At 72.5% G+C, this 17573-nt stretch carries 14 protein-coding genes; 6 read left to right on the top strand and 8 right to left on the bottom strand.

Annotated elements, in window-relative coordinates:
• Positions 1 to 11 precede the first annotated feature (11 nt).
• Positions 12 to 824 carry a DUF4191 domain-containing protein gene (locus ACZ1IK_RS05040; protein ID WP_044659516.1) on the top strand — a complete coding sequence of 271 codons (813 nt, stop codon included), beginning with the start codon at positions 12 to 14 and terminating at the stop codon, positions 822 to 824.
• 122 nt (positions 825 to 946) lie between these two features.
• On the opposite strand, the gene ACZ1IK_RS05035 is transcribed toward ACZ1IK_RS05040, so the two are convergent.
• Positions 947 to 1447, bottom strand: a complete 501-nt coding sequence (locus ACZ1IK_RS05035) for an RDD family protein (RefSeq protein WP_049146950.1) — start codon at positions 1445 to 1447, stop codon at positions 947 to 949.
• 151 nt (positions 1448 to 1598) lie between these two features.
• Here ACZ1IK_RS05035 and glnA point away from each other — a divergent pair, with 151 nt between their 5' ends.
• Entirely contained in the window at positions 1599 to 3023 is a 1425-nt protein-coding gene (glnA, locus tag ACZ1IK_RS05030; RefSeq protein ID WP_036314201.1) for a type I glutamate--ammonia ligase, read from the top strand.
• A gap of 153 nt (positions 3024 to 3176) precedes the next feature.
• Complete coding sequence (locus ACZ1IK_RS05025) at positions 3177 to 4181, top strand: LLM class flavin-dependent oxidoreductase (protein WP_036314199.1); 1005 nt, start codon at positions 3177 to 3179, stop codon at positions 4179 to 4181.
• 66 nt (positions 4182 to 4247) lie between these two features.
• Here ACZ1IK_RS05025 and ACZ1IK_RS05020 read toward each other — a convergent pair whose 3' ends face one another.
• Together ACZ1IK_RS05020 and ACZ1IK_RS05015 are read right to left on the bottom strand one after the other, a co-directional pair.
• Complete coding sequence (locus ACZ1IK_RS05020) at positions 4248 to 7370, bottom strand: bifunctional [glutamine synthetase] adenylyltransferase/[glutamine synthetase]-adenylyl-L-tyrosine phosphorylase (protein WP_082067608.1); 3123 nt, start codon at positions 7368 to 7370, stop codon at positions 4248 to 4250.
• Positions 7371 to 7380: 10 nt separating this feature from the next.
• A complete protein-coding gene (locus tag ACZ1IK_RS05015; RefSeq protein WP_044659515.1) occupies positions 7381 to 8721 on the bottom strand; it encodes a glutamine synthetase family protein in 1341 nt (446 codons plus the stop codon).
• A 36-nt stretch (positions 8722 to 8757) separates the two neighbouring features.
• Between ACZ1IK_RS05015 and panB the strand changes: the two genes are divergently transcribed.
• Positions 8758 to 9621, top strand: a complete 864-nt coding sequence (gene panB, locus ACZ1IK_RS05010) for a 3-methyl-2-oxobutanoate hydroxymethyltransferase (protein ID WP_044659514.1) — start codon at positions 8758 to 8760, stop codon at positions 9619 to 9621.
• A 68-nt stretch (positions 9622 to 9689) separates the two neighbouring features.
• On the opposite strand, the gene ACZ1IK_RS05005 is transcribed toward panB, so the two are convergent.
• Complete coding sequence (locus ACZ1IK_RS05005; RefSeq protein ID WP_036340724.1) at positions 9690 to 9902, bottom strand: SPOR domain-containing protein; 213 nt, start codon at positions 9900 to 9902, stop codon at positions 9690 to 9692.
• A 36-nt stretch (positions 9903 to 9938) separates the two neighbouring features.
• Here ACZ1IK_RS05005 and map point away from each other — a divergent pair, with 36 nt between their 5' ends.
• Both map and ppgK read left to right on the top strand, forming a co-directional pair.
• A complete protein-coding gene (gene map / locus ACZ1IK_RS05000; protein WP_127435149.1) occupies positions 9939 to 10883 on the top strand; it encodes a type I methionyl aminopeptidase in 945 nt (314 codons plus the stop codon).
• 21 nt (positions 10884 to 10904) lie between these two features.
• Positions 10905 to 11729: a polyphosphate--glucose phosphotransferase gene (gene ppgK / locus ACZ1IK_RS04995; protein WP_049146942.1), complete on the top strand. Its 825-nt coding sequence runs from the start codon at positions 10905 to 10907 to the stop codon at positions 11727 to 11729.
• Positions 11730 to 11887: 158 nt separating this feature from the next.
• Here ppgK and nrdR read toward each other — a convergent pair whose 3' ends face one another.
• From nrdR to lspA, 4 genes are all read right to left on the bottom strand, one after another.
• On the bottom strand, positions 11888 to 12382 hold the full coding sequence (gene nrdR / locus ACZ1IK_RS04990; protein WP_002855838.1) for a transcriptional regulator NrdR: 495 nt from the start codon (positions 12380 to 12382) through the stop codon (positions 11888 to 11890).
• A 43-nt stretch (positions 12383 to 12425) separates the two neighbouring features.
• Entirely contained in the window at positions 12426 to 16022 is a 3597-nt protein-coding gene (dnaE, locus tag ACZ1IK_RS04985) for a DNA polymerase III subunit alpha (protein ID WP_044659512.1), read from the bottom strand.
• Between the two features lie 107 nt (positions 16023 to 16129).
• On the bottom strand, positions 16130 to 17092 hold the full coding sequence (locus ACZ1IK_RS04980; RefSeq protein ID WP_082067607.1) for an RluA family pseudouridine synthase: 963 nt from the start codon (positions 17090 to 17092) through the stop codon (positions 16130 to 16132).
• 4 nt (positions 17093 to 17096) lie between these two features.
• On the bottom strand, positions 17097 to 17567 hold the full coding sequence (lspA, locus tag ACZ1IK_RS04975) for a signal peptidase II (protein WP_115166288.1): 471 nt from the start codon (positions 17565 to 17567) through the stop codon (positions 17097 to 17099).
• Positions 17568 to 17573: the final 6 nt, after the last annotated feature.

Here is a 17573-nt window from a genome sequence, read left to right as displayed (position 1 = left end):
TGGATCCCGTCATGACGAAGAACAGCCAGCCCCCCGCATCCTCCTCCGGCTCCACCTCCGCCACGGTCAAGGAGGTCAAGGCCATGCAGCGCGAGCGTCGCCGCCACGAGAAGGAGCAGACGAAGGCCCAGCGCCGGGACAAGCGCGCCGCGAAGGGCCCGGGCGTGATCTCCCAGCTCAAGCAGGCCTACGCCATGACCAAGGCGCACGACCCCAAGGTCGGTCTGTGGATGCTGCTGGCCTTCCTGGCCGCCCTCGTCGTCGGCCTCGTCATCGGCCTGCTGCTGGACAACTGGATCACGTGGCTGCTCATCGCGATCCCGTTCGGTGTGCTCGCCGCCGTCGTCATCCTGAACCGGAAGGCGCGCCGCGCCGGGTTCGCCCAGCTCGAGGGCCGCCCCGGCGCCGCCGGCGCCGCGCTCTCCACGCTGGGCCGCGGCTGGATCGTGCCCGAGCAGCCGGCCGCCGTGAATCCGAAGACCCAGGACCTCGTCTACCGCGCCGTGGGCCGGCCGGGCGTGGTGCTGGTGACGGAGGGCCCCTCCCCCCGCGTCGCCGCGCTGGTGGTCAAGGAGGAGAAGGCCATGCGCCGCTTCCTGCCCGGCGTGCCCGTCACCGTGGTGGAGTCCGGCAACGGCCAGGGCCAGGTCCCGCTGCACGAGCTGCCCGGCACGCTCAAGGGCATGAAGAAGGCCCTCACGGCGCAGGAGGTCCAGGCCGTGGACAAGCGTCTGACCGCGCTCAACACCAACCGGCTGCCCATCCCCAAGGGCGTCGACCCGAACAAGGTGCGCCCGAGCCGGCGCGCCATGCGCGGCCGCTGAGCGCCGACGCACCCGCGCGAAAGGGGGGCGCCCCGCCGAGGATTCGGCGGGGCGCCCCCCTTTCGTCGTGTCCGGCCTCGCGTCGAGTCGGATCCGGCGTCGTCCGGCGCGGGCCGGTGCGCTCACATGCGGATCTCGACGGTGCCGGCGACCTTGTCGTGCATGCCGCGGCCGTCCGGGCCGACGACGACGGCCGGCAGCACGAGGCACAGCAGCGCCGTGCGCACCACCACGCGGTGCACGGGGGCGGTCCGGCCGCCGAGGCGCACCACCTGGGTGCGGCACACGGCCTTGCCCACGGTGGTGGCCAGCAGGGTGATGCCCAGGATGTGCATGGTGGCGAAGACCATCAGGGTGGCGATCGCGTCGGAGTCGAAGAGCAGCCAGGACACGCCCAGGGCCAGGAACCAGTCGATCACGAGGGCGACGGCGCGGCGGGCCGCAGTGGCCATCGAGGTCGGGCCGTGCTCGGGCAGGCCCAGCAGGTCCCCCGGCCAGCGGCCGCCGGCCAGGCCGCCGCCCGGACCGTCCACCCAGCCGGCGAGGTCGCGCCGGGTGATCAGCGGCTCGTCGCGGCGGGTCGGTTCGGGCTCTTGCGCGGGGTCGGGTGCTCTGCGTGCCACCGGCCCAGCCTACCGGCGCGGAACCGCGAGGCTCGCCGTGGGGCGTCACCGACGCCCACGGAGGCCGCCGGGCAAGTAGGGTGATGACACCCGCCACGCCAGCGCCGCCGTGCCGGACATGCCACCATCGTCACGACCACAGGAGCGCACCATGTTCACCTCCCCCGCGGACGTCCTCGCGTACATCAAGGATGAGGGGATCGAGTTCGTCGACGTCCGCTTCACCGACCTCCCCGGCATGCAGCACCACTTCAACGTGCCCGCCTCGAGCGTCGACGAGGACTTCTTCGTCACGGGCCAGCTCTTCGACGGCTCCTCGATCCGGGGCTTCGCCGGCATCGCCGAGTCCGACATGCAGCTCATCCCGGACGTCGCGACGGCCTTCGTGGACCCCTTCCGGGTCCGCAAGACCCTCACGATGAACTTCTCCATCGTGAACCCCCGCACCGGCGAGCCCTACCTGCGCGACCCGCGCGGCGTGGCCCAGCGCGCGGAGGCCTACCTGAGCTCCTCCGGCATCGCCGACACGGCGTTCTTCGCCCCCGAGGCCGAGTTCTTCATCTTCGAGGACGTCCGCTACGAGTCCTCCCCCCGCGGCTCGTTCTACGCCGTGGACTCGGACGAGGCCTGGTGGAACGCCTCCCGCGAGGACGAGGGCGGCAACCTGAGCCACAAGACCGGCCTCAAGGGCGGCTACTTCCCCGTCTCCCCCACGGACAAGCAGGCCGACCTGCGCGACGAGATCTGCTCGGTCCTGGCCGAGGTCGGCCTCGAGGTAGAGCGCTCCCACCACGAGGTGGGCGCCGCGGGCCAGGCGGAGATCAACTACCGCTTCAACACGCTGACCCACTCGGCGGACGACCTGCAGAAGTTCAAGTACGTCGTCAAGAACGTCGCCAACATGTTCGGCAAGTCCGCGACCTTCATGCCCAAGCCCGTCTTCGGCGACAACGGCTCCGGCATGCACTGCCACCAGTCCCTGTGGAACGGCGGCGAGCCGCTGTTCTTCGACGAGAAGGGCTACGCGAACCTCTCGGACACCGCCCGCTGGTACATCGGCGGCCTGCTGAAGCACGCCTCCGCGGTCCTGGCCTTCACCAACCCCACGGTGAACTCCTACCGCCGCCTGGTGCCGGGCTTCGAGGCCCCCGTGAACATGGTTTACTCGCAGGGCAACCGCTCGGCGGGCATCCGCATCCCGATCACCGGCTCCAACCCGAAGGCCAAGCGCATCGAGTTCCGCGCCCCGGACGCCTCGGGCAACCCGTACCTCGCGTTCGCCGCGCAGCTGATGGCCGGCCTGGACGGCATCCGCAACCGCATCGAGCCGGCCGAGCCGATCGACAAGGACCTCTACGAGCTGCCGGCCGAGGAGGCCGCCGACATCCAGAAGGCACCCGCCACCCTGGACGAGGCCCTGAACGCCCTCGAGGAGGACCACGAGTTCCTCCTGGCCGGCGACGTGTTCACCGAGGAGCTGATCGAGACCTGGATCGCGTACAAGCGCGAGATGGAGATCGCCCCGCTGGCCCTGCGCCCGAACCCCTACGAGTTCGAGCTGTACTACTCGGTCTGATCCGCCCGCCGCGGCCCCGACGACGGCCGTTCGTCTCCCACGCCGGAGGCGGGCGGCCGTCGTCGTGCCCGGCCGCGGAATAGTCCGGGGCCGGTGGGCGCTGGATCTGTGGAGACCTCCGCCCGGCCGGGCGGCCCGCAGACCAGGAGCACCATGACCGAGCACACCGCCCCCACCCCCCTGCCGCTGTCCCTGCTGGACCTCGCCCTCGTCCGCGACGGCGCCCCGATGGGCGAAGCCTTCGCCGAATCCGTGGAGCAGGCCCGCGTCGCCGAGGCCGCCGGCTTCCGGCGCGTCTGGTACGCGGAGCACCACAACATGCCCTCCATCGCCTCCTCCGCCACGGCCGTACTCATCGCGCACGTGGCCGCGCACACCGACTCGATCCGCCTCGGCTCCGGCGGCGTCATGCTGCCCAACCACTCGCCGCTGGTGATCGCCGAGCAGTTCGGCACCCTGGCCGAGCTGCACCCCGGCCGCATCGACCTGGGCCTGGGTCGCGCCCCCGGCACCGACCAGCGGACGCTGCAGGCGCTGCGCCGGGATCCGTCGGCGGCCGAGCGCTTCCCGCAGGACGTGCTCGAGCTGCAGGGCTACCTCACCGGCCAGAGCCTGATCCCCGGCATCGACGCCTACCCCGGCAAGGGCACCAACGTGCCGCTGTACATCCTCGGCTCCTCGGCGTTCGGCGCCCAGCTGGCCGCGCAGCTCGGCCTGGGCTACGCGTTCGCGAGCCACTTCGCACCGCAGATGCTCGAGCATGCGGCGCGCCTGTACCGGGAGCACTTCGAGCCCTCCGAGGCCCTCGCGGAGCCGCACTTCATCGCGGCGGCCAACGTGATCGCCGCGGACACCGAGGAGGTGGCCGAGCGGGAGTGGCAGGCCGCGCAGCGGGCGCGCATCCGGATGATGCTCGGCCGGGGCCGCACCCTCACCGACGACGAGGTCGAGATGCTGCTGCACTCCCCCGCCGGTCAGCAGGTGCTCGGGATGCTCGAGTGCACGGCCGTGGGCACCGGCCCGACGACGGCGGCGTGGCTGCACGACTTCGCGGCGCGGGTCCAGGCGGACGAGCTGATCATCACGACGGCGGCCCAGGACGCCGGCGTGCGGCGACGCACCCTGGAGCTGCTCGGGGAGCACGTCGTGCGCGCCTGAGCCGGCGCTCGCGACACCGGAGCACGGCCGGCCCGCCACCCCGTCGAGGTGGCGGGCCGGCGTCGTTCAGAGCCCGTAGAACCGGGTCTCGAACACCTGACGGGCCAGGCGGGTCACCCGCAGGTAGCGCTCCTCGAGCTCCCCGCCGGCCGTGCCCACCCCGCTGAGGCGGGCCACGGCCTCGAGGTCGCGCATGTTCGTGGGCAGCACGTCCGAGACCTTGCCCGTCCACAGCAGCAGGGCGGCGCGGATCCGGGTGGCCAGCAGCCACGCCTCCTCCAGCACGGCGACCTCGGCCTCGGGCAGCAGCCCGTGCCGGGCGATCGCCCGCAGGGCCGGCAGCGTGCCGGTGACCCGCAGGTCCTCGACCTCTCCCGCGTGGCGCAGCTGCAGGGACTGCACCAGCCACTCCACGTCCGAGAGCCCGCCGCGGCCGAGCTTGACGTGCCGGGAGGGGTCCGCGCCGCGGGGCAGGCGCTCGGCCTCCACACGGGCCTTGATGCGCCGGATCTCCCGCGCGTCCGCGGTGGTCAGGTCCCCGGCGTAGCGGACCCCGTCGGCCCACCGCCGGAAGTCGGTGGCCAGGTCGTCGTCGCCGGCCAGGGGCCGGGCGCGCAGCAGCGCCTGACGCTCCCACATCTCCGCCCAGCGCCCGTAGTACTCCCGGTACGAGTCCAGGGTGCGCACGAGCGGCCCCTGGCGCCCCTCGGGGCGCAGGTCGGCGTCCACCTCGAGCGGCCGCTCGCCGGGCAGCGGCGGGGTCGCGGGGCGGTGCAGCAGGGACATCAGCGTCCGCACGACCTCCTCGGCCTGCTCGCGCGCCCGCCCCTCGTCGACGCCGGGGCGTGGCCGGTGCACGAACAGGGCGTCCAGGTCCGAGCCGTAGGTGATCTCCCGGCCGCCCTGGCGGCCCATGGCCACCACGAGCACGTCGGTGAGCGGGTCGGCGTCCCCGACGACGGCGCGCGAGGCCACGCGCAGGGCGCCGACGACGGTGATCTGGTCGATGTCCGACAGGGCCCCGGTGACGGCCTCGAGGTCCAGCAGCCCCGAGATGTCCGCCAGGGCCACGCGCAGGGTCTCGCTGCGGCGCACCTGCCGCACATGGCGCACGGCCGCGGGGGCCTCCTCCGCGGCCACGCGGCGGTCGAGCCGCGCGTCGACCTGGCGCCAGAGCTGTATGGCGCCCCGGGGGTCGAGCTCCCGGTCGTCCCCCACCCAGGCCACGGCCTCGGGCGAGTGCTCGAGCAGGTCCCCCACGAACCGGGAGCCGGACAGGACCAGGCACAGCCGCCGGGCGGCGTCCGAGGAGTCGCGGAGCATCCGCAGATACCAGGCCGTGCCGCCCAGCGACTCGGAGAGCCGGCGGAAGGCGAGCAGGCCGCCGTCGGGGTCGGCGCCCCGCGCGAACCAGCCGAGCATGGCCGGCAGCAGCTGCCGCTGGACCGCGGCCCGGCGCGAGACGCCCTGCGTGAGGGCCTCGATGTGCCGCAGGGCGCCCTGCGGGTCGCGGTAGCCCAGCGCCGCCAGGCGGTCGCGGACGGCCTCCGCGGACAGCCGCACGTCCTCGGCGGACAGGGCGGCCGTCGTCGACAGCAGCGGCCGGTAGAACACGGTCTCGTGGAGACCGCGCACGGCGCGGCGCACGCGCGTGAACTCGGCCTGGAGGTCCTCGCCGGTGGCGGGGCCCCGGTCGGCGGCGCCGCGCATCGACCGGGCGACGACGCGGCGGGCCTCTTCCTTGACCGGCATCAGGTGGGTGCGCCGCAGGTGCACGAGCTGGATGCGGTGCTCGAGGGTGCGCAGCCACCGGTAGTGCTCGTCGAACGCCCGCGCGTCTCGCGTGGTGACGTAGGAGGCGGCGTGCAGCGCCCGCACCGCGTCGAGCGTGCCGCGCACCCGCAGCGACTCGTCCGCACGGCCGTGCACGAGCTGGAGCAGCTGGGCCGTGAACTCGACGTCGCGCAGGCCGCCGGGCCCGAGCTTGATCTCCCGCTCGCGCTCCGCGGGGGCGAGGGTGTCCAGGACCCGGGCGCGCATGGCCCGGACGGACTCGACGAACCCGTCGCGCGCGGAGGACTCCCACACCCGGGGCCAGATTTCCGCGATGTAGCGCTCGCCGAGCTGTGGCGAGCCCGCGATGGGGCGGGCCTTGAGCAGGGCCTGGAACTCCCAGCCGTGGGCCCAGCGGCGGTAGTACTCGGCGTGGGACTCCACGGTGCGGCTCAGGGCGCCGTCCTTGCCCTCGGGACGCAGGTTGGCGTCGACTTCCCACAGTCCCGGCTCGGGGGCCGCGCCCTGGATCACGCGGCCGATGCCCGCGGCCAGCTCGGCCGCGAGCGCGGCGGCGCGCGGCCCGTCCGGGACCTCGGCGTCGGGGTCCGCGCCGTCCGCGGCCTCGCGGACGGCGTGGGCGAACACGACGTCCACGTCTGAGACGTAGTTGAGTTCGCCGGCGCCGCACTTGCCCATGCCGATCACGGCGAGGTCCACGCGGTCCACCACGGGGCCCTCCCGCTCGGTGAGGACGGCCCGTGAGACGGCGAGCGCCGCGTCCACGGCGGCGCCGGCCAGGTCCGCGAGCCAGCGGCCCACCGAGGGCATGGCCGCCGTGGGCTCGGCGGAGTCGAGGTCGCGCAGGGCGATCGCGGCCAGCTGGCGGCGGTAGGCGCGGCGCAAGGCGACGGCGGCGTCCTTGCCGGTGACGGCCGCGAGGGGGCGGTCGGCGTCCGGGTCGGCGTCCACCGAGTCCAGGAGCAGGCGGCGCAGGGCGGCGGACGCATCACCCCAGGGCTCGCCGGCGGTCGGGTCGGGCTGGGCGAGGGCGGGCGCGGTGGCGGCGGCCGCGTCCGGGTCGAGGACGAGGTCCAGTTGCTCGGGACGGCGGATGAGGAACTCGCCGAGGGCCTCGGAGGCGCCGAGCAGCCGCAGCAGGCGGGCCGTCGTCTCGGGGTCCCGGAGGGCGTGGTGGACGCGGGGCTCGCGCTCGGCCAGGCGCACCCACAGCAGCAGGGCCCGGTCGGGATCGGCGGCGTGGCCGAGGAGCTCGACAAGGGGACGCACGTCCACGCCCTCGAACTCGGGCGAGGTGAGCAGCGTCTGCACGCGGCCGGCGTCGGCGACGCCGGCGTGCGCGAGGGTGCGGCGGTCCGGGGCGTCGGCGGTCGCCGCGTCGGGCAGGGCGGACACGGCCGGCGCCTCAGAGGCCGGAGAGGTAGCGCCGCAGCTCGTACGGCGTGACCTCCACCCGGTAGTCGTCCCACTCCTGGCGCTTGTTGCGCAGCAGGGCGTCGAAGACGTGCTCGCCCAGAACGGATGCCACGAACTCGGACTCCTCGGCGGCGCGCAGGGCGTCGTGCAGGGTGCCGGGCAGGGGGACGTGGCCGAGCACGCGCCGCTCGTGGGTGGTCAGCGCGCTGATGTCCTCGGCGGCGGACTCGGGCAGCTCGTAGCCCTCCTCGATGCCCTTGAGCCCGGCCGCGATCAGCAGGGCGTAGGCGAGGTACGGGTTGGCCGAGGCGTCGATGCCGCGGTACTCGATGCGGGCCGAGCCGGCCTTGTCCGGCTTGTACAGGGGCACGCGCACGAGGGCGGAGCGGTTGTTGTGCCCCCACGAGGTGTACGACGGGGCCTCTCCCCCGCCCCAGAGGCGCTTGTAGGAGTTCACGAACTGGTGGGTCACCGCGGTGATCTCCACGGAGTGGCGCAGCAGGCCCGCGATGAACCGGCGGCCCGTGACGGAGAGCCGGAACTCGTCCGCGGGGTCGTAGAACGCGTTCGCGTCACCCTCGAAGAGGGAGAAGTGGGTGTGCATGCCGGAGCCCGGGTGGTGGGAGAACGGCTTGGGCATGAACGTGGCGTAGGTGCCCTGGGCGGCGGCGACCTCCTTGACGACGGTCCGGAACGTCATCACGTTGTCCGCCGTCGTGAGCGCGTCCGCCGCGCGCAGGTCGATCTCGTTCTGGCCGGGGCCGTTCTCGTGGTGGCTGAACTCGACGGAGATGCCCATCCCCTCGAGGAGGCTGACGGCGTCGCGGCGGAAGTCGGCCGCGTCGGAGCCGGGCACGTTGTCGAAGTAGCCCGCGCGGTCCACGGGCACCGGCTCCCCGTCCGGGCCGGGCTGGTCCGACTGCAGGAGGTAGAACTCGATCTCCGGGTGGGTGAAGCACGTGAAGCCCCGGTCGGCGGCCCGGTCCAGCACGCGGCGCAGCACGTGCCGCGGGTCGGCGGGGGCGGGGCGGCCGTCCGGGGTGAGCACGTCGCAGAACATCCGGGAGCTCTGTCCCTGGTCGCCGCGCCACGGCAGGATCTGGAAGGTCGAGGGGTCGGGCTGCAGCAGCATGTCCGACTCGGAGATGCGGGTGTATCCGTCGATCGAGGAGCCGTCGAAGCCCAGGCCCTCCGTGAAGGCGTTCTCCACCTCGGCCGGAGACAGGGCCACCGACTTCAGGGTGCCGATCACGTCCGTGAACCAGAGCCGGACGAACCTGACGTCCCGGTCCTCGATGGTGCGGAGCACGTAGTCCTGCTGTCGATCCATGCCGCCACTCTAGACGCGCCGCGTAGACTCCGGCCCATGTCTGCTCCCCAGTCCCCCCGGCAGCCTGACGACACCGCCCCCTACGGTCCGCCCGCCCCGTCCCGGTACCGGACGGTCCACCTGCAGCGGGCCAAGGACGAGGGCCGGCGCTTCGCGATGCTCACCACCTACGACGCGATGACGGCGGCCCTGTTCGACGAGGCCGGCGTCGAGGTGCTGCTCGTGGGCGACTCGGTGGGCAACACCATGCTGGGCCACCCGACCACCCTGCCGGTCACCCTGGACCAGATGATCCTGTTCACCCAGGCCGTGGTGCGCGGTGCCGAGCGTGCCCTCGTGGTCGCGGACCTGCCCTTCGGCTCGTACGAGGCCTCCCCGCGGCAGGCCGTCGAGTCGGCCGTCCGCCTCGTGAAGGAGTCCGGCGCGCACGCCGTCAAGGTGGAGGGCGACGAGCGCTTCGCCGAGCACGTGGCCGCGATGACGGCCGCCGGCGTCGCGGTCATGGCCCACATCGGCTTCACCCCGCAGTCCGAGCACGTGCTCGGCGGCTACCGGGTGCAGGGCCGCGGCGCGGGGGCGGCCGAGCGGATGACCGTGTCGGCCCAGGCCCTCGAGGCCGCGGGGGCGTTCGCCGTCCTGATGGAGATGGTCCCCTCGGACGTCGCCGCCGCCGTCGACGCCGCACTGCGGGTGCCCACCGTGGGCATCGGCGCGGGCCCGGGCACCACGGGCCAGGTGCTCGTGTGGCAGGACATGCTCGGTCTACGCGAGGGACGGGTGCCCCGGTTCGTCCGTCAGTACGCCCGCCTGCACGAGGTCGTGGGTGAGGCGGTCCGGGCCTATCGCGCGGACGTGCTCGACGGCGCGTTCCCGGCCCCGGAGCACGGCTTCGAGGGCTGAACCCGCCCCCTGAGACGACCGGGCCCCCGTCCCGAGGGACGGGGGCCCGGTGTCGTCCGGTGCCGCGGTCAGGAGGCGTCGTCGACGGGACGGCTGTCCCAGTCGTCGTCGCGCGCGTCCTCGGCGTCGGCGGCCTCGTTGTTCGCCCGCACGCGGTCCATCGCGGCCTGGGCCTCCTCACGGGTGCCGAACGGGCCCAGCAGCTGGGACCAGTCCGACTGGGCGCCCACCTCCACCTGATGCGTGTTGACGTTGTACCAGAACTCGCTCGTCTCGGTCATGGGGGCCACAGTAGCCGGGCCGATAGGCTGGAGGACATGTCCCAGCGTCAGAACCCCGCCGCCCCGTCCAGCCACAACGGTCCCCGCCCCGCGGGCCCCACCGCACCGGAGCCCGGGTCGCTCGCCCCCGTCGGCACTCTGACGCCCGGGGCCCCGTCCCCCGCCCCGCCCGTGCCGGCCGCGATCCCGCGCCCCGAGTACGTCGGCAGGGCCACCCCGGACGAGGGCAACGCCTCGGACGTCTACGACGCCACCGGCGTCGAGCGGATCCGCGCCGCCGGCCGCCTGGCCGCGCAGGCCATGGAGCACACCGCCGCCCACATCCGCCCGGGCGTCACCACGGACGAGCTGGACCGGATCGCGCACGCCTTCCTCGTGGAGCGCGGCGCCTACCCGTCCTGCCTGGGCTACCGCGGCTTCCCGCGGTCCATCTGCACCTCGATCAACGAGGTCATCTGCCACGGCATCCCGGACGGCACCGTCCTGGAGGACGGGGACATCGTCAACCTGGACATCACCGCGTACCTGGACGGCGTCCACGGGGACCACAACCGCACCTACCTGGTCGGCGACGTGGACGAGGAGTCCCGGCTGCTCGTCGAGCGCACCGAGGAGGCCCTGCGCCGCGGCATCCGCGCCGTGAAGCCCGGCCGTCAGGTCAACGTGATCGGCCGCGCCATCGAGTCCTACGCCAAGCGCTTCGGCTACGGCGTGGTGCGCGACTTCATCGGCCACGGCGTGGGCGTGGACTTCCACTCCGGCCTCGTGATCCCCCACTACGACGCGGCCCCGGCCCACGACCGCCTGCTCGTGCCCGGCATGGTGTTCACCATCGAGCCGATGCTCACCCTCGGCACGATCGAGTGGGACCAGTGGGACGACGGCTGGACCGTGGTGACCCGCGACCGCCGTCGCACCGCGCAGTTCGAGCACACGATCGTGGTCACGGACGACGGCGCGGAGATTCTCACGCTGCCGTGACCCGGCACTAAGCTGGGGGCCGTGACGACGCACACCAGCACCGCCCAGCGCTCCTCCAAGTACCCCACGACGATCGGCATCGACGTCGGGGGGACCGGCATGAAGGGCGGCCTGGTCCGCCTCGGGTCGGGGCCGAAGGCCGGCACCCTGCGCGGGGACCGCTTCCGCATCCCCACGCCGCAGCCGGCCATGCCCGAGCCCGTGGCGGCGACCCTGGCGGCCATCACCGCCGAGCTCGACGGGCGCGAGAAGGCGCCGAAGCCCTCCGCCCCGCTGGGCGTGTGCTTCCCCTCGATCGTCAAGGACGGGGTGTGCCTGTCCGCGAACAACATCGACCACTCGTGGATCGGCACCGATCTGCGCGGCACGTTCGAGGAGCACCTGCGCCGCCCCGTGACCGTGGTCAACGACGCCGACGCGGCCGGCCTCGCGGAGGCCCGCTACGGGGCCGGGCGGGGCGTGCGCGGCCTGGTGCACGTGATCACGCTCGGCACCGGCATCGGCGGCGCGATGATCCACGACGGCGTGCTCGTCCCGAACTTCGAGGTCGGATCCCTGGAGCTCGACGGCGTGATGGCCGAGTCGCGGGCCTCCGCGAAGGCCCGGGAGCGCGATCAGCTCAGCTGGGCCGAGTACGCCGAGCGACTGCAGCGCTTCTTCTCCCACGTGGAGCGGATCTTCTCGCCCGACCTGTTCATCGTCGGCGGCGGCATCTCCAAGCGGCCGGACGACTACCTGCCGCTGCTGCGCCTGCGCACCCCGATCGTCCCGGCCCAGCTGCAGAACAACGCGGGCATCGTGGGCGCCGCCCTGGCCGCGCACGGCTCGCTCGCCGACGGCAACTGAGGGCGCAGACACCGAGGGCGGTTCCGGCTTCCCCTCCGGAACCGCCCTCGGCAGTCTTGCCGGGCCGACCGAGGTCGACCCGGGGATCACTGTAGCGCCTGGAGGCCGTGCGCACCACTGCAGCGTCGATCCCGGCCGCGCCGTCGCATCGGCCCAGGTCAGCGGGTGAACAGCCGCGGCTGCACGGCGGGACGGCCGCGGTCGTCCCCGTCACCGGCCCGGAGCTCCGCGATGGCCTCCTCGAAGTCGTCGAGGGACTCGAAGTCCCGGTAGACGGAGGCGAAGCGCAGGAAGGCCACCTGGTCGAGACGGCGCAGCGGATCGAGGATGGCCAGGCCGACGTCGTGGGCGTCCACCTCGGCGTTGCCCGTGGCACGGACCGTCTCCTCGACCTCCTGGGCGAGCATGGCCAGGTCGTCGCTCGTCACCGGCCGCCCCTGGCACGCCTTCCGGACGCCGTTGATCACCTTGGAGCGGTCGAACGGCTCCGCCACCCCGGAGCGCTTGACGACGGTCAGGGCGGTGGTCTCCATGGTGGTGAACCGCTTCCCGCAGGCCTGACACTGCCGACGCCGACGGATGGCGGAGCCGTCGTCGAGGGAGCGCGAGTCGACCACGCGCGAGTCCTCATGACGGCAGAACGGGCAGTGCATCAGCTCTCTCCTCCTGGGCGGGGCACTCCCATGCTACGTCCGCTCAGCCGAGGCAGGCCGGACCCAGCAGGATCTTGAGGTCCCCGAACAGCGCCGGGTTCGGGCTCACCCGGAACTGCGGGCCCAGCTGGAACTCCTGCGTGGCACGCTGGCCCACCAGGGACAGCCGCACCTCCGAGGAGCCCTCGTGGGTGCGCAGCACGTCCGCCAGCTGGCCCATGACCTGCTCCGTGGCCTTGAACGCGGGCAGCGTGATCCGCACGGGGCCGCCGGGGCCGTCCGAGAGCTCCGGGATGGTCAGCTCCATCGCCGACAGGGACACCGACCCGTCGTCCCGGCGCTGCACCCTGCCCTTGACGGCGACGACGAGGTCCTCGGCCAGCATCATCGCGATGGGCGCGTACACCTGGCCGAAGAACATGACGTCCATCGAGCCGCCGAGGTCCTCGATCTCGCAGCGCGCGTACGCGTTGCCCGAGGACTTGGCGATGCGGCGCTCGAGCGTGGTGACCAGGCCCGCGATGGTGACGATCGCGCCGTCCGCGGGCCCGTCGTCGTCGAGCACGCGGGTGATCTGGACGTCGGCGTGCTGGGCCAGGACGCCGTCGAGGCCCTGCAGCGGATGGTCGGACACGTACAGGCCCAGCATCTCGCGCTCGAACGCGAGCTTCTCCTTCTTGGCCCACTCCGGCAGGTCCGGGACGGCGACGCCGTCCGCGGCGTCGGAGTCGTCCTCGTCGCCGCCGCCGAGCGCGAACAGGTCGAAGGTGAACTCGCCGTGATCCTCCTTGCGCTTCTGCGCCACGGTGGCGTCCACGGCCTCCTCGTGCACGGCCAGCAGGGCGCGGCGGGCGTAGCCGAGGGAGTCGAAGGCGCCGGCCTTGATCATGGACTCGATGGTGCGCTTGTTGCACACCACGAGCGGCACCTTCGCCAGGAAGTCGCCGAAGCCCGTGTACGAGCCCTTGTCCTCGCGCGCCTGGACCATGCCCTTGACCACGTTGGCGCCCACGTTGCGGACGGCGCCCATGCCGAAGCGGATGTCCCGGCCGACGGGGGTGAAGGTCAGGTGGGACTCGTTCACGTCCGGGGGCAGCACCGTGATGCCCATGTGGCGGCACTCGTTGAGGTACATGGCCAGCTTGTCCTTGTCGTCGCCCACCGAGGTGAGCAGCGCCGCCATGTACTCCGCCGGGTAGTGCGCCTTGAGGTAGGCCGTCCAGTAGGAGACCAGGCCGTAGGCGGCCGAGTGCGCCTTGTTGAACGCGTAGTCCGAGAAGGGCAGCAGGATGTCCCACAGGGCCTTCACCGCGGCCTCCGAGTAGCCGCGGTCCAGCATGCCCTGGTGGAACGCCTCGTACTGCTTGTCCAGCTCCGACTTCTTCTTCTTGCCCATCGCGCGGCGCAGGATGTCGGCCTGGCCGAGCGAGTAGCCCGCCACCTTCTGGGCGATCGCCATGACCTGCTCCTGATACACGATCAGGCCGTAGGTGGTGTCCAGGATCTCCCGCAGCGGCTCCTCCAGCTCCGGGTGGATCGGGGTGATCTCCTGCTGCCCGTTCTTGCGCAGCGCGTAGTTGGTGTGCGAGTTCGCGCCCATGGGGCCGGGGCGGTACAGGGCGATGGTCGCCGAGATGTCCTCGAAGTTGTCCGGGCGCATCATCTTCAGCAGCGAGCGCATGGGGCCGCCGTCGAGCTGGAACACGCCGAGGGTGTCGCCGCGGGCCAGCAGCTCGTAGGCCGCCGGGTCGTCCACGTCGAGGGTCTCCAGGTCCAGGTCCACGCCCTGGTTCGCCTTCACGTTCTCGAGCGCGTCCGAGATGATCGTGAGGTTGCGCAGCCCCAGGAAGTCCATCTTGATCAGGCCCAGGGACTCCGCCATCGGGTAGTCGAACTGGGTGATGACCTGGCCGTCCTGGAGACGACGCATGATCGGGATGACGTCGATCACCGGCACCGAGGACATGATCACGCCGGCCGCGTGCACGCCCCACTGCCGCTTCAGACCCTCGAGACCCTTGGCGGTCTCGAAGACCTCCTTCGCCACCGGGTCCGTGGCGATCAGCTCGCGGAAGGGCGCGGCCTCCCCGTAGCGCGGGGCCGCGGGGTCCTCGATGTCCTTGAGCGGGATGTCCTTGGCCATCACCGCCGGCGGCAGCGCCTTGGTGAGGGACTCGCCCATCGAGAACGGCTGGTCCATCACGCGGGCCGAGTCCTTCAGGGCCTGCTTGGTCTTGATGGTGCCGTACGTGACGATCATGGTGACGCGCTCGTCGCCGTACTTGCGGGTGACGTAGTCGATCACCTCGGAGCGACGGCGGTCGTCGAAGTCGACGTCGAAGTCGGGCATGGACACGCGGTCCGGGTTGAGGAACCGCTCGAAGATCAGCCCGTGCTTGAGCGGGTCCAGGTCCGTGATGCGCAGCGCGTACGCCACCATCGATCCGGCGCCCGAGCCACGGCCCGGGCCCACCCGGATGCCGTTCTCCTTGGCCCAGTTGATGAAGTCGGCCACGACGAGGAAGTACCCGGGGAAGCCCATCGAGATGATGACGTCCAGCTCGTAGTCCGCCTGCTTGCGCACGTGGTCCGGCACGCCGTCCGGGTAGCGGTAGGCCAGACCGGAGGCGACCTCCTTGATGAGCCAGCTGGTCTCGTCCTCGCCCTCCGGCGTGGGGAAGACCGGCATGTAGTTGGCCTTCGTGTCGAACTCGACCTCGCACCGCTCGGCGATGAGCAGCGTGTTGTCGCAGGCCTCGGGCAGCTCCGCGAAGAGCTCGCGCATCTGCCGCGGGGACTTCAGGTAGTACTCGGTGCCGGAGAACGCGAAGCGGGAGCCGCCCTGGTCGTAGCTGGGCTCGTTGAGCTTCGAGCCCGACTGCAGGGCCAGCAGCGCCTCGTGCGCCTTGGCGTCGTGCTCGTGGGTGTAGTGCAGGTCGTTCGTGGCCACGAACGGCAGGCCCAGGTCCTTGGCGAGCCGGCGCAGGTCCGTCATCACCCGGCGCTCGATGTCGAGGCCGTGGTGCATGATCTCGCAGTAGTAGTTGTCCTTGCCGAAGATGTCCCGGAAGTCCGAGGCCGCCTGCATCGCCTCCCGGTACTGGCCCAGGCGCAGGCGCGTCTGCACCTCGCCGGAGGGGCAGCCCGTGGTGGCGATCAGGCCCTTCGAGTACTGGCTCAGCAGCTCCCGGTCCAGCCGCGGCCACTTGGCGTACACCGAGTCCAGCGAGGCGATCGAGCCCATCCGGAACAGGTTGTGCATCCCCTCGGTGGTCTCGCTCAGCAGCGTCATGTGCGTGTACGCACCGCCGCCGGACACGTCGTCCCCCCGCTGGTGGGGCTCGCCCCAGCGGGTCTTCTCCTTGTCCGTGCGGTGCTGATGCCCGGGGGCCACGTAGGCCTCGAGCCCGATGATCGGCTTGACGCCCGCCGCCTTCGCCTTGGACCAGAAGTCGTAGGCGCCGAAGAGGTAGCCGTGGTCCGTGATGGCCAGCGAGTCCATGCCCAGCCGCTGAGCCTCGGCGAACAGGTCGTCCAGCTTCGCGGCGCCGTCGAGCATGGAGTACTCGGTGTGCGTGTGCAGGTGGACGAAGCCGCCGTCCTTCACGGCGTCGGCGCGGGCGTCGGCGGACACGGTCATGCGGGGTGGGCCTTTCGACGGGGAGGACAGCGGGGCCGCACCAGCCTACTCGTGGTGCCCGGGCGGCGGGGCCGGACCGGGACGGGGGTCACGTCGACGGTGCAGGCTCAGTCCTCGTCGCCGCGCAGCGCCGCCAGGGCGTGGGCGAGGTCCTCCGGATACGGGGAGGTGATCGTCACCGGCTCCCCCGTGACCGGGTGCGGGAACGCCAGCCGGTGGGCGTGCAGCCACTGGCGGGTCAGCCCGAGCTCGGCCGCCAGGCGCGGATCCGCCCCGTACGTGAGGTCGCCGACGCACGGGTGGCGCAGCGCCGAGGTGTGCACGCGGATCTGGTGGGTGCGCCCGGTCTCCAGGTGGACCTCGAGCAGGGTGGCCCGGCCGAACACCTCGAGCGTCTCGTAGTGGGTCACGGACGGCCGGCCGTCCTCGAGCACCGCGAACTTCCAGTGATGGCCGGGATGCCGCCCGATGGGCGCGTCCACGGTGCCGCTCAGCGGGTCCGGGATGCCCTGGACCACGGCGTGGTAGACCTTCTCCGGCACGCGCTCGCGGAACTGGTCCTTCATGGCCGTGTAGGCGCGCTCGGTCTTGGCCACGACCATGACCCCGGTGGTGCCGACGTCGAGCCGGTGCACGATCCCCTGGCGCTCGGGGGCGCCCGAGGTGGTGATGTCGTAGCCGAGGGCGGCCAGGGCGCCCACCACGGTGGGCCCGACCCAGCCGGGCGAGGGGTGTGCGGCCACGCCGGTGGGCTTGTCCACGGCCACCAGGTCCTCGTCCTCGTACAGGATGCTCAGCGCGTCCACGCGCTCTGCCCTCACTTCCAGGGGGTCGGGGTCGTCGGGGACGTCGACGGCGAGGGTCTCCCCCGCCACGGCCTTCGCGGACTTGGCCAGGACGCGGTCCCGGCGGCCGGAGCGCGACTCGGCCCGCACCAGGCCCCGGGTGAACCAGTCCGCCAGCAGCGAGCGGGAGACGCCGAACGCGTCGGCGAGCACCGCGTCGACCCGCCGGCCCGCCTCGGCCTCGGTGACCTCGAGCCGCTCGGTCAGTCCCGGTCTCATGCCCATGTCCTCACGCCTCCCGTGTGCCGTCCAGGCGGCGGCCGGTCATCACGAGCAGGGCGACGCCGATGACGGAGCAGACGATGAACGAGTCCGCCACGTTGAAGATCGCGAAGTGCGGCACGGAGATCATGTCGACCACGTGGCCGCGCCCGAACGCCGGGGGCCGGAACAGCCGGTCCGTGAGGTTGCCGAGCACGCCGCCGGCGAGCCCGCCCAACGCCAGGGCCCACGGCGTCGAGCGCACGCGGGCGATCCCGACGAGGGCGGCCACCGCCACCACGGCTTGGATGACGGTGAACACCCAGGTGTGGTCCTCGCCGATGGAGAAGGCCGCGCCCGGGTTCAGGATGTAGTGCCAGCGCAGCACCCCGGGGATCACCGTGACGGAGTCCCCCAGCTGCATCGTGCTCTCGACCGCGTACTTGGTCAGCTGGTCGAGGGCGTAGGCCAGCACCGCCACGATGAGGGCGGTGAGCACGGCTCG

This window comes from Micrococcus sp. CS26 (genome assembly GCF_055522295.1).
This window is presented reverse-complemented; position numbering and strand designations above follow the sequence as displayed.

Excerpts from the sequence above, each read along its gene's own strand:
- panB (WP_044659514.1), top strand. The coding sequence starts at position 8,758 with ATGTCTGCTCCCCAGTCCCCCCGGCAGCCTGACGACACCGCCCCCTAC.
- dnaE (WP_044659512.1), bottom strand. The coding sequence starts at position 16,022 with ATGACCGTGTCCGCCGACGCCCGCGCCGACGCCGTGAAGGACGGCGGC.
- ACZ1IK_RS05005 (WP_036340724.1), bottom strand. The coding sequence starts at position 9,902 with ATGACCGAGACGAGCGAGTTCTGGTACAACGTCAACACGCATCAGGTG.
- nrdR (WP_002855838.1), bottom strand. The coding sequence starts at position 12,382 with ATGCACTGCCCGTTCTGCCGTCATGAGGACTCGCGCGTGGTCGACTCG.
- ACZ1IK_RS05040 (WP_044659516.1), top strand. The coding sequence starts at position 12 with ATGACGAAGAACAGCCAGCCCCCCGCATCCTCCTCCGGCTCCACCTCC.
- ACZ1IK_RS05015 (WP_044659515.1), bottom strand. The coding sequence starts at position 8,721 with ATGGATCGACAGCAGGACTACGTGCTCCGCACCATCGAGGACCGGGAC.
- glnA (WP_036314201.1), top strand. The coding sequence starts at position 1,599 with ATGTTCACCTCCCCCGCGGACGTCCTCGCGTACATCAAGGATGAGGGG.
- ACZ1IK_RS04980 (WP_082067607.1), bottom strand. The coding sequence starts at position 17,092 with ATGGGCATGAGACCGGGACTGACCGAGCGGCTCGAGGTCACCGAGGCC.
- ACZ1IK_RS05025 (WP_036314199.1), top strand. The coding sequence starts at position 3,177 with ATGACCGAGCACACCGCCCCCACCCCCCTGCCGCTGTCCCTGCTGGAC.
- map (WP_127435149.1), top strand. The coding sequence starts at position 9,939 with ATGTCCCAGCGTCAGAACCCCGCCGCCCCGTCCAGCCACAACGGTCCC.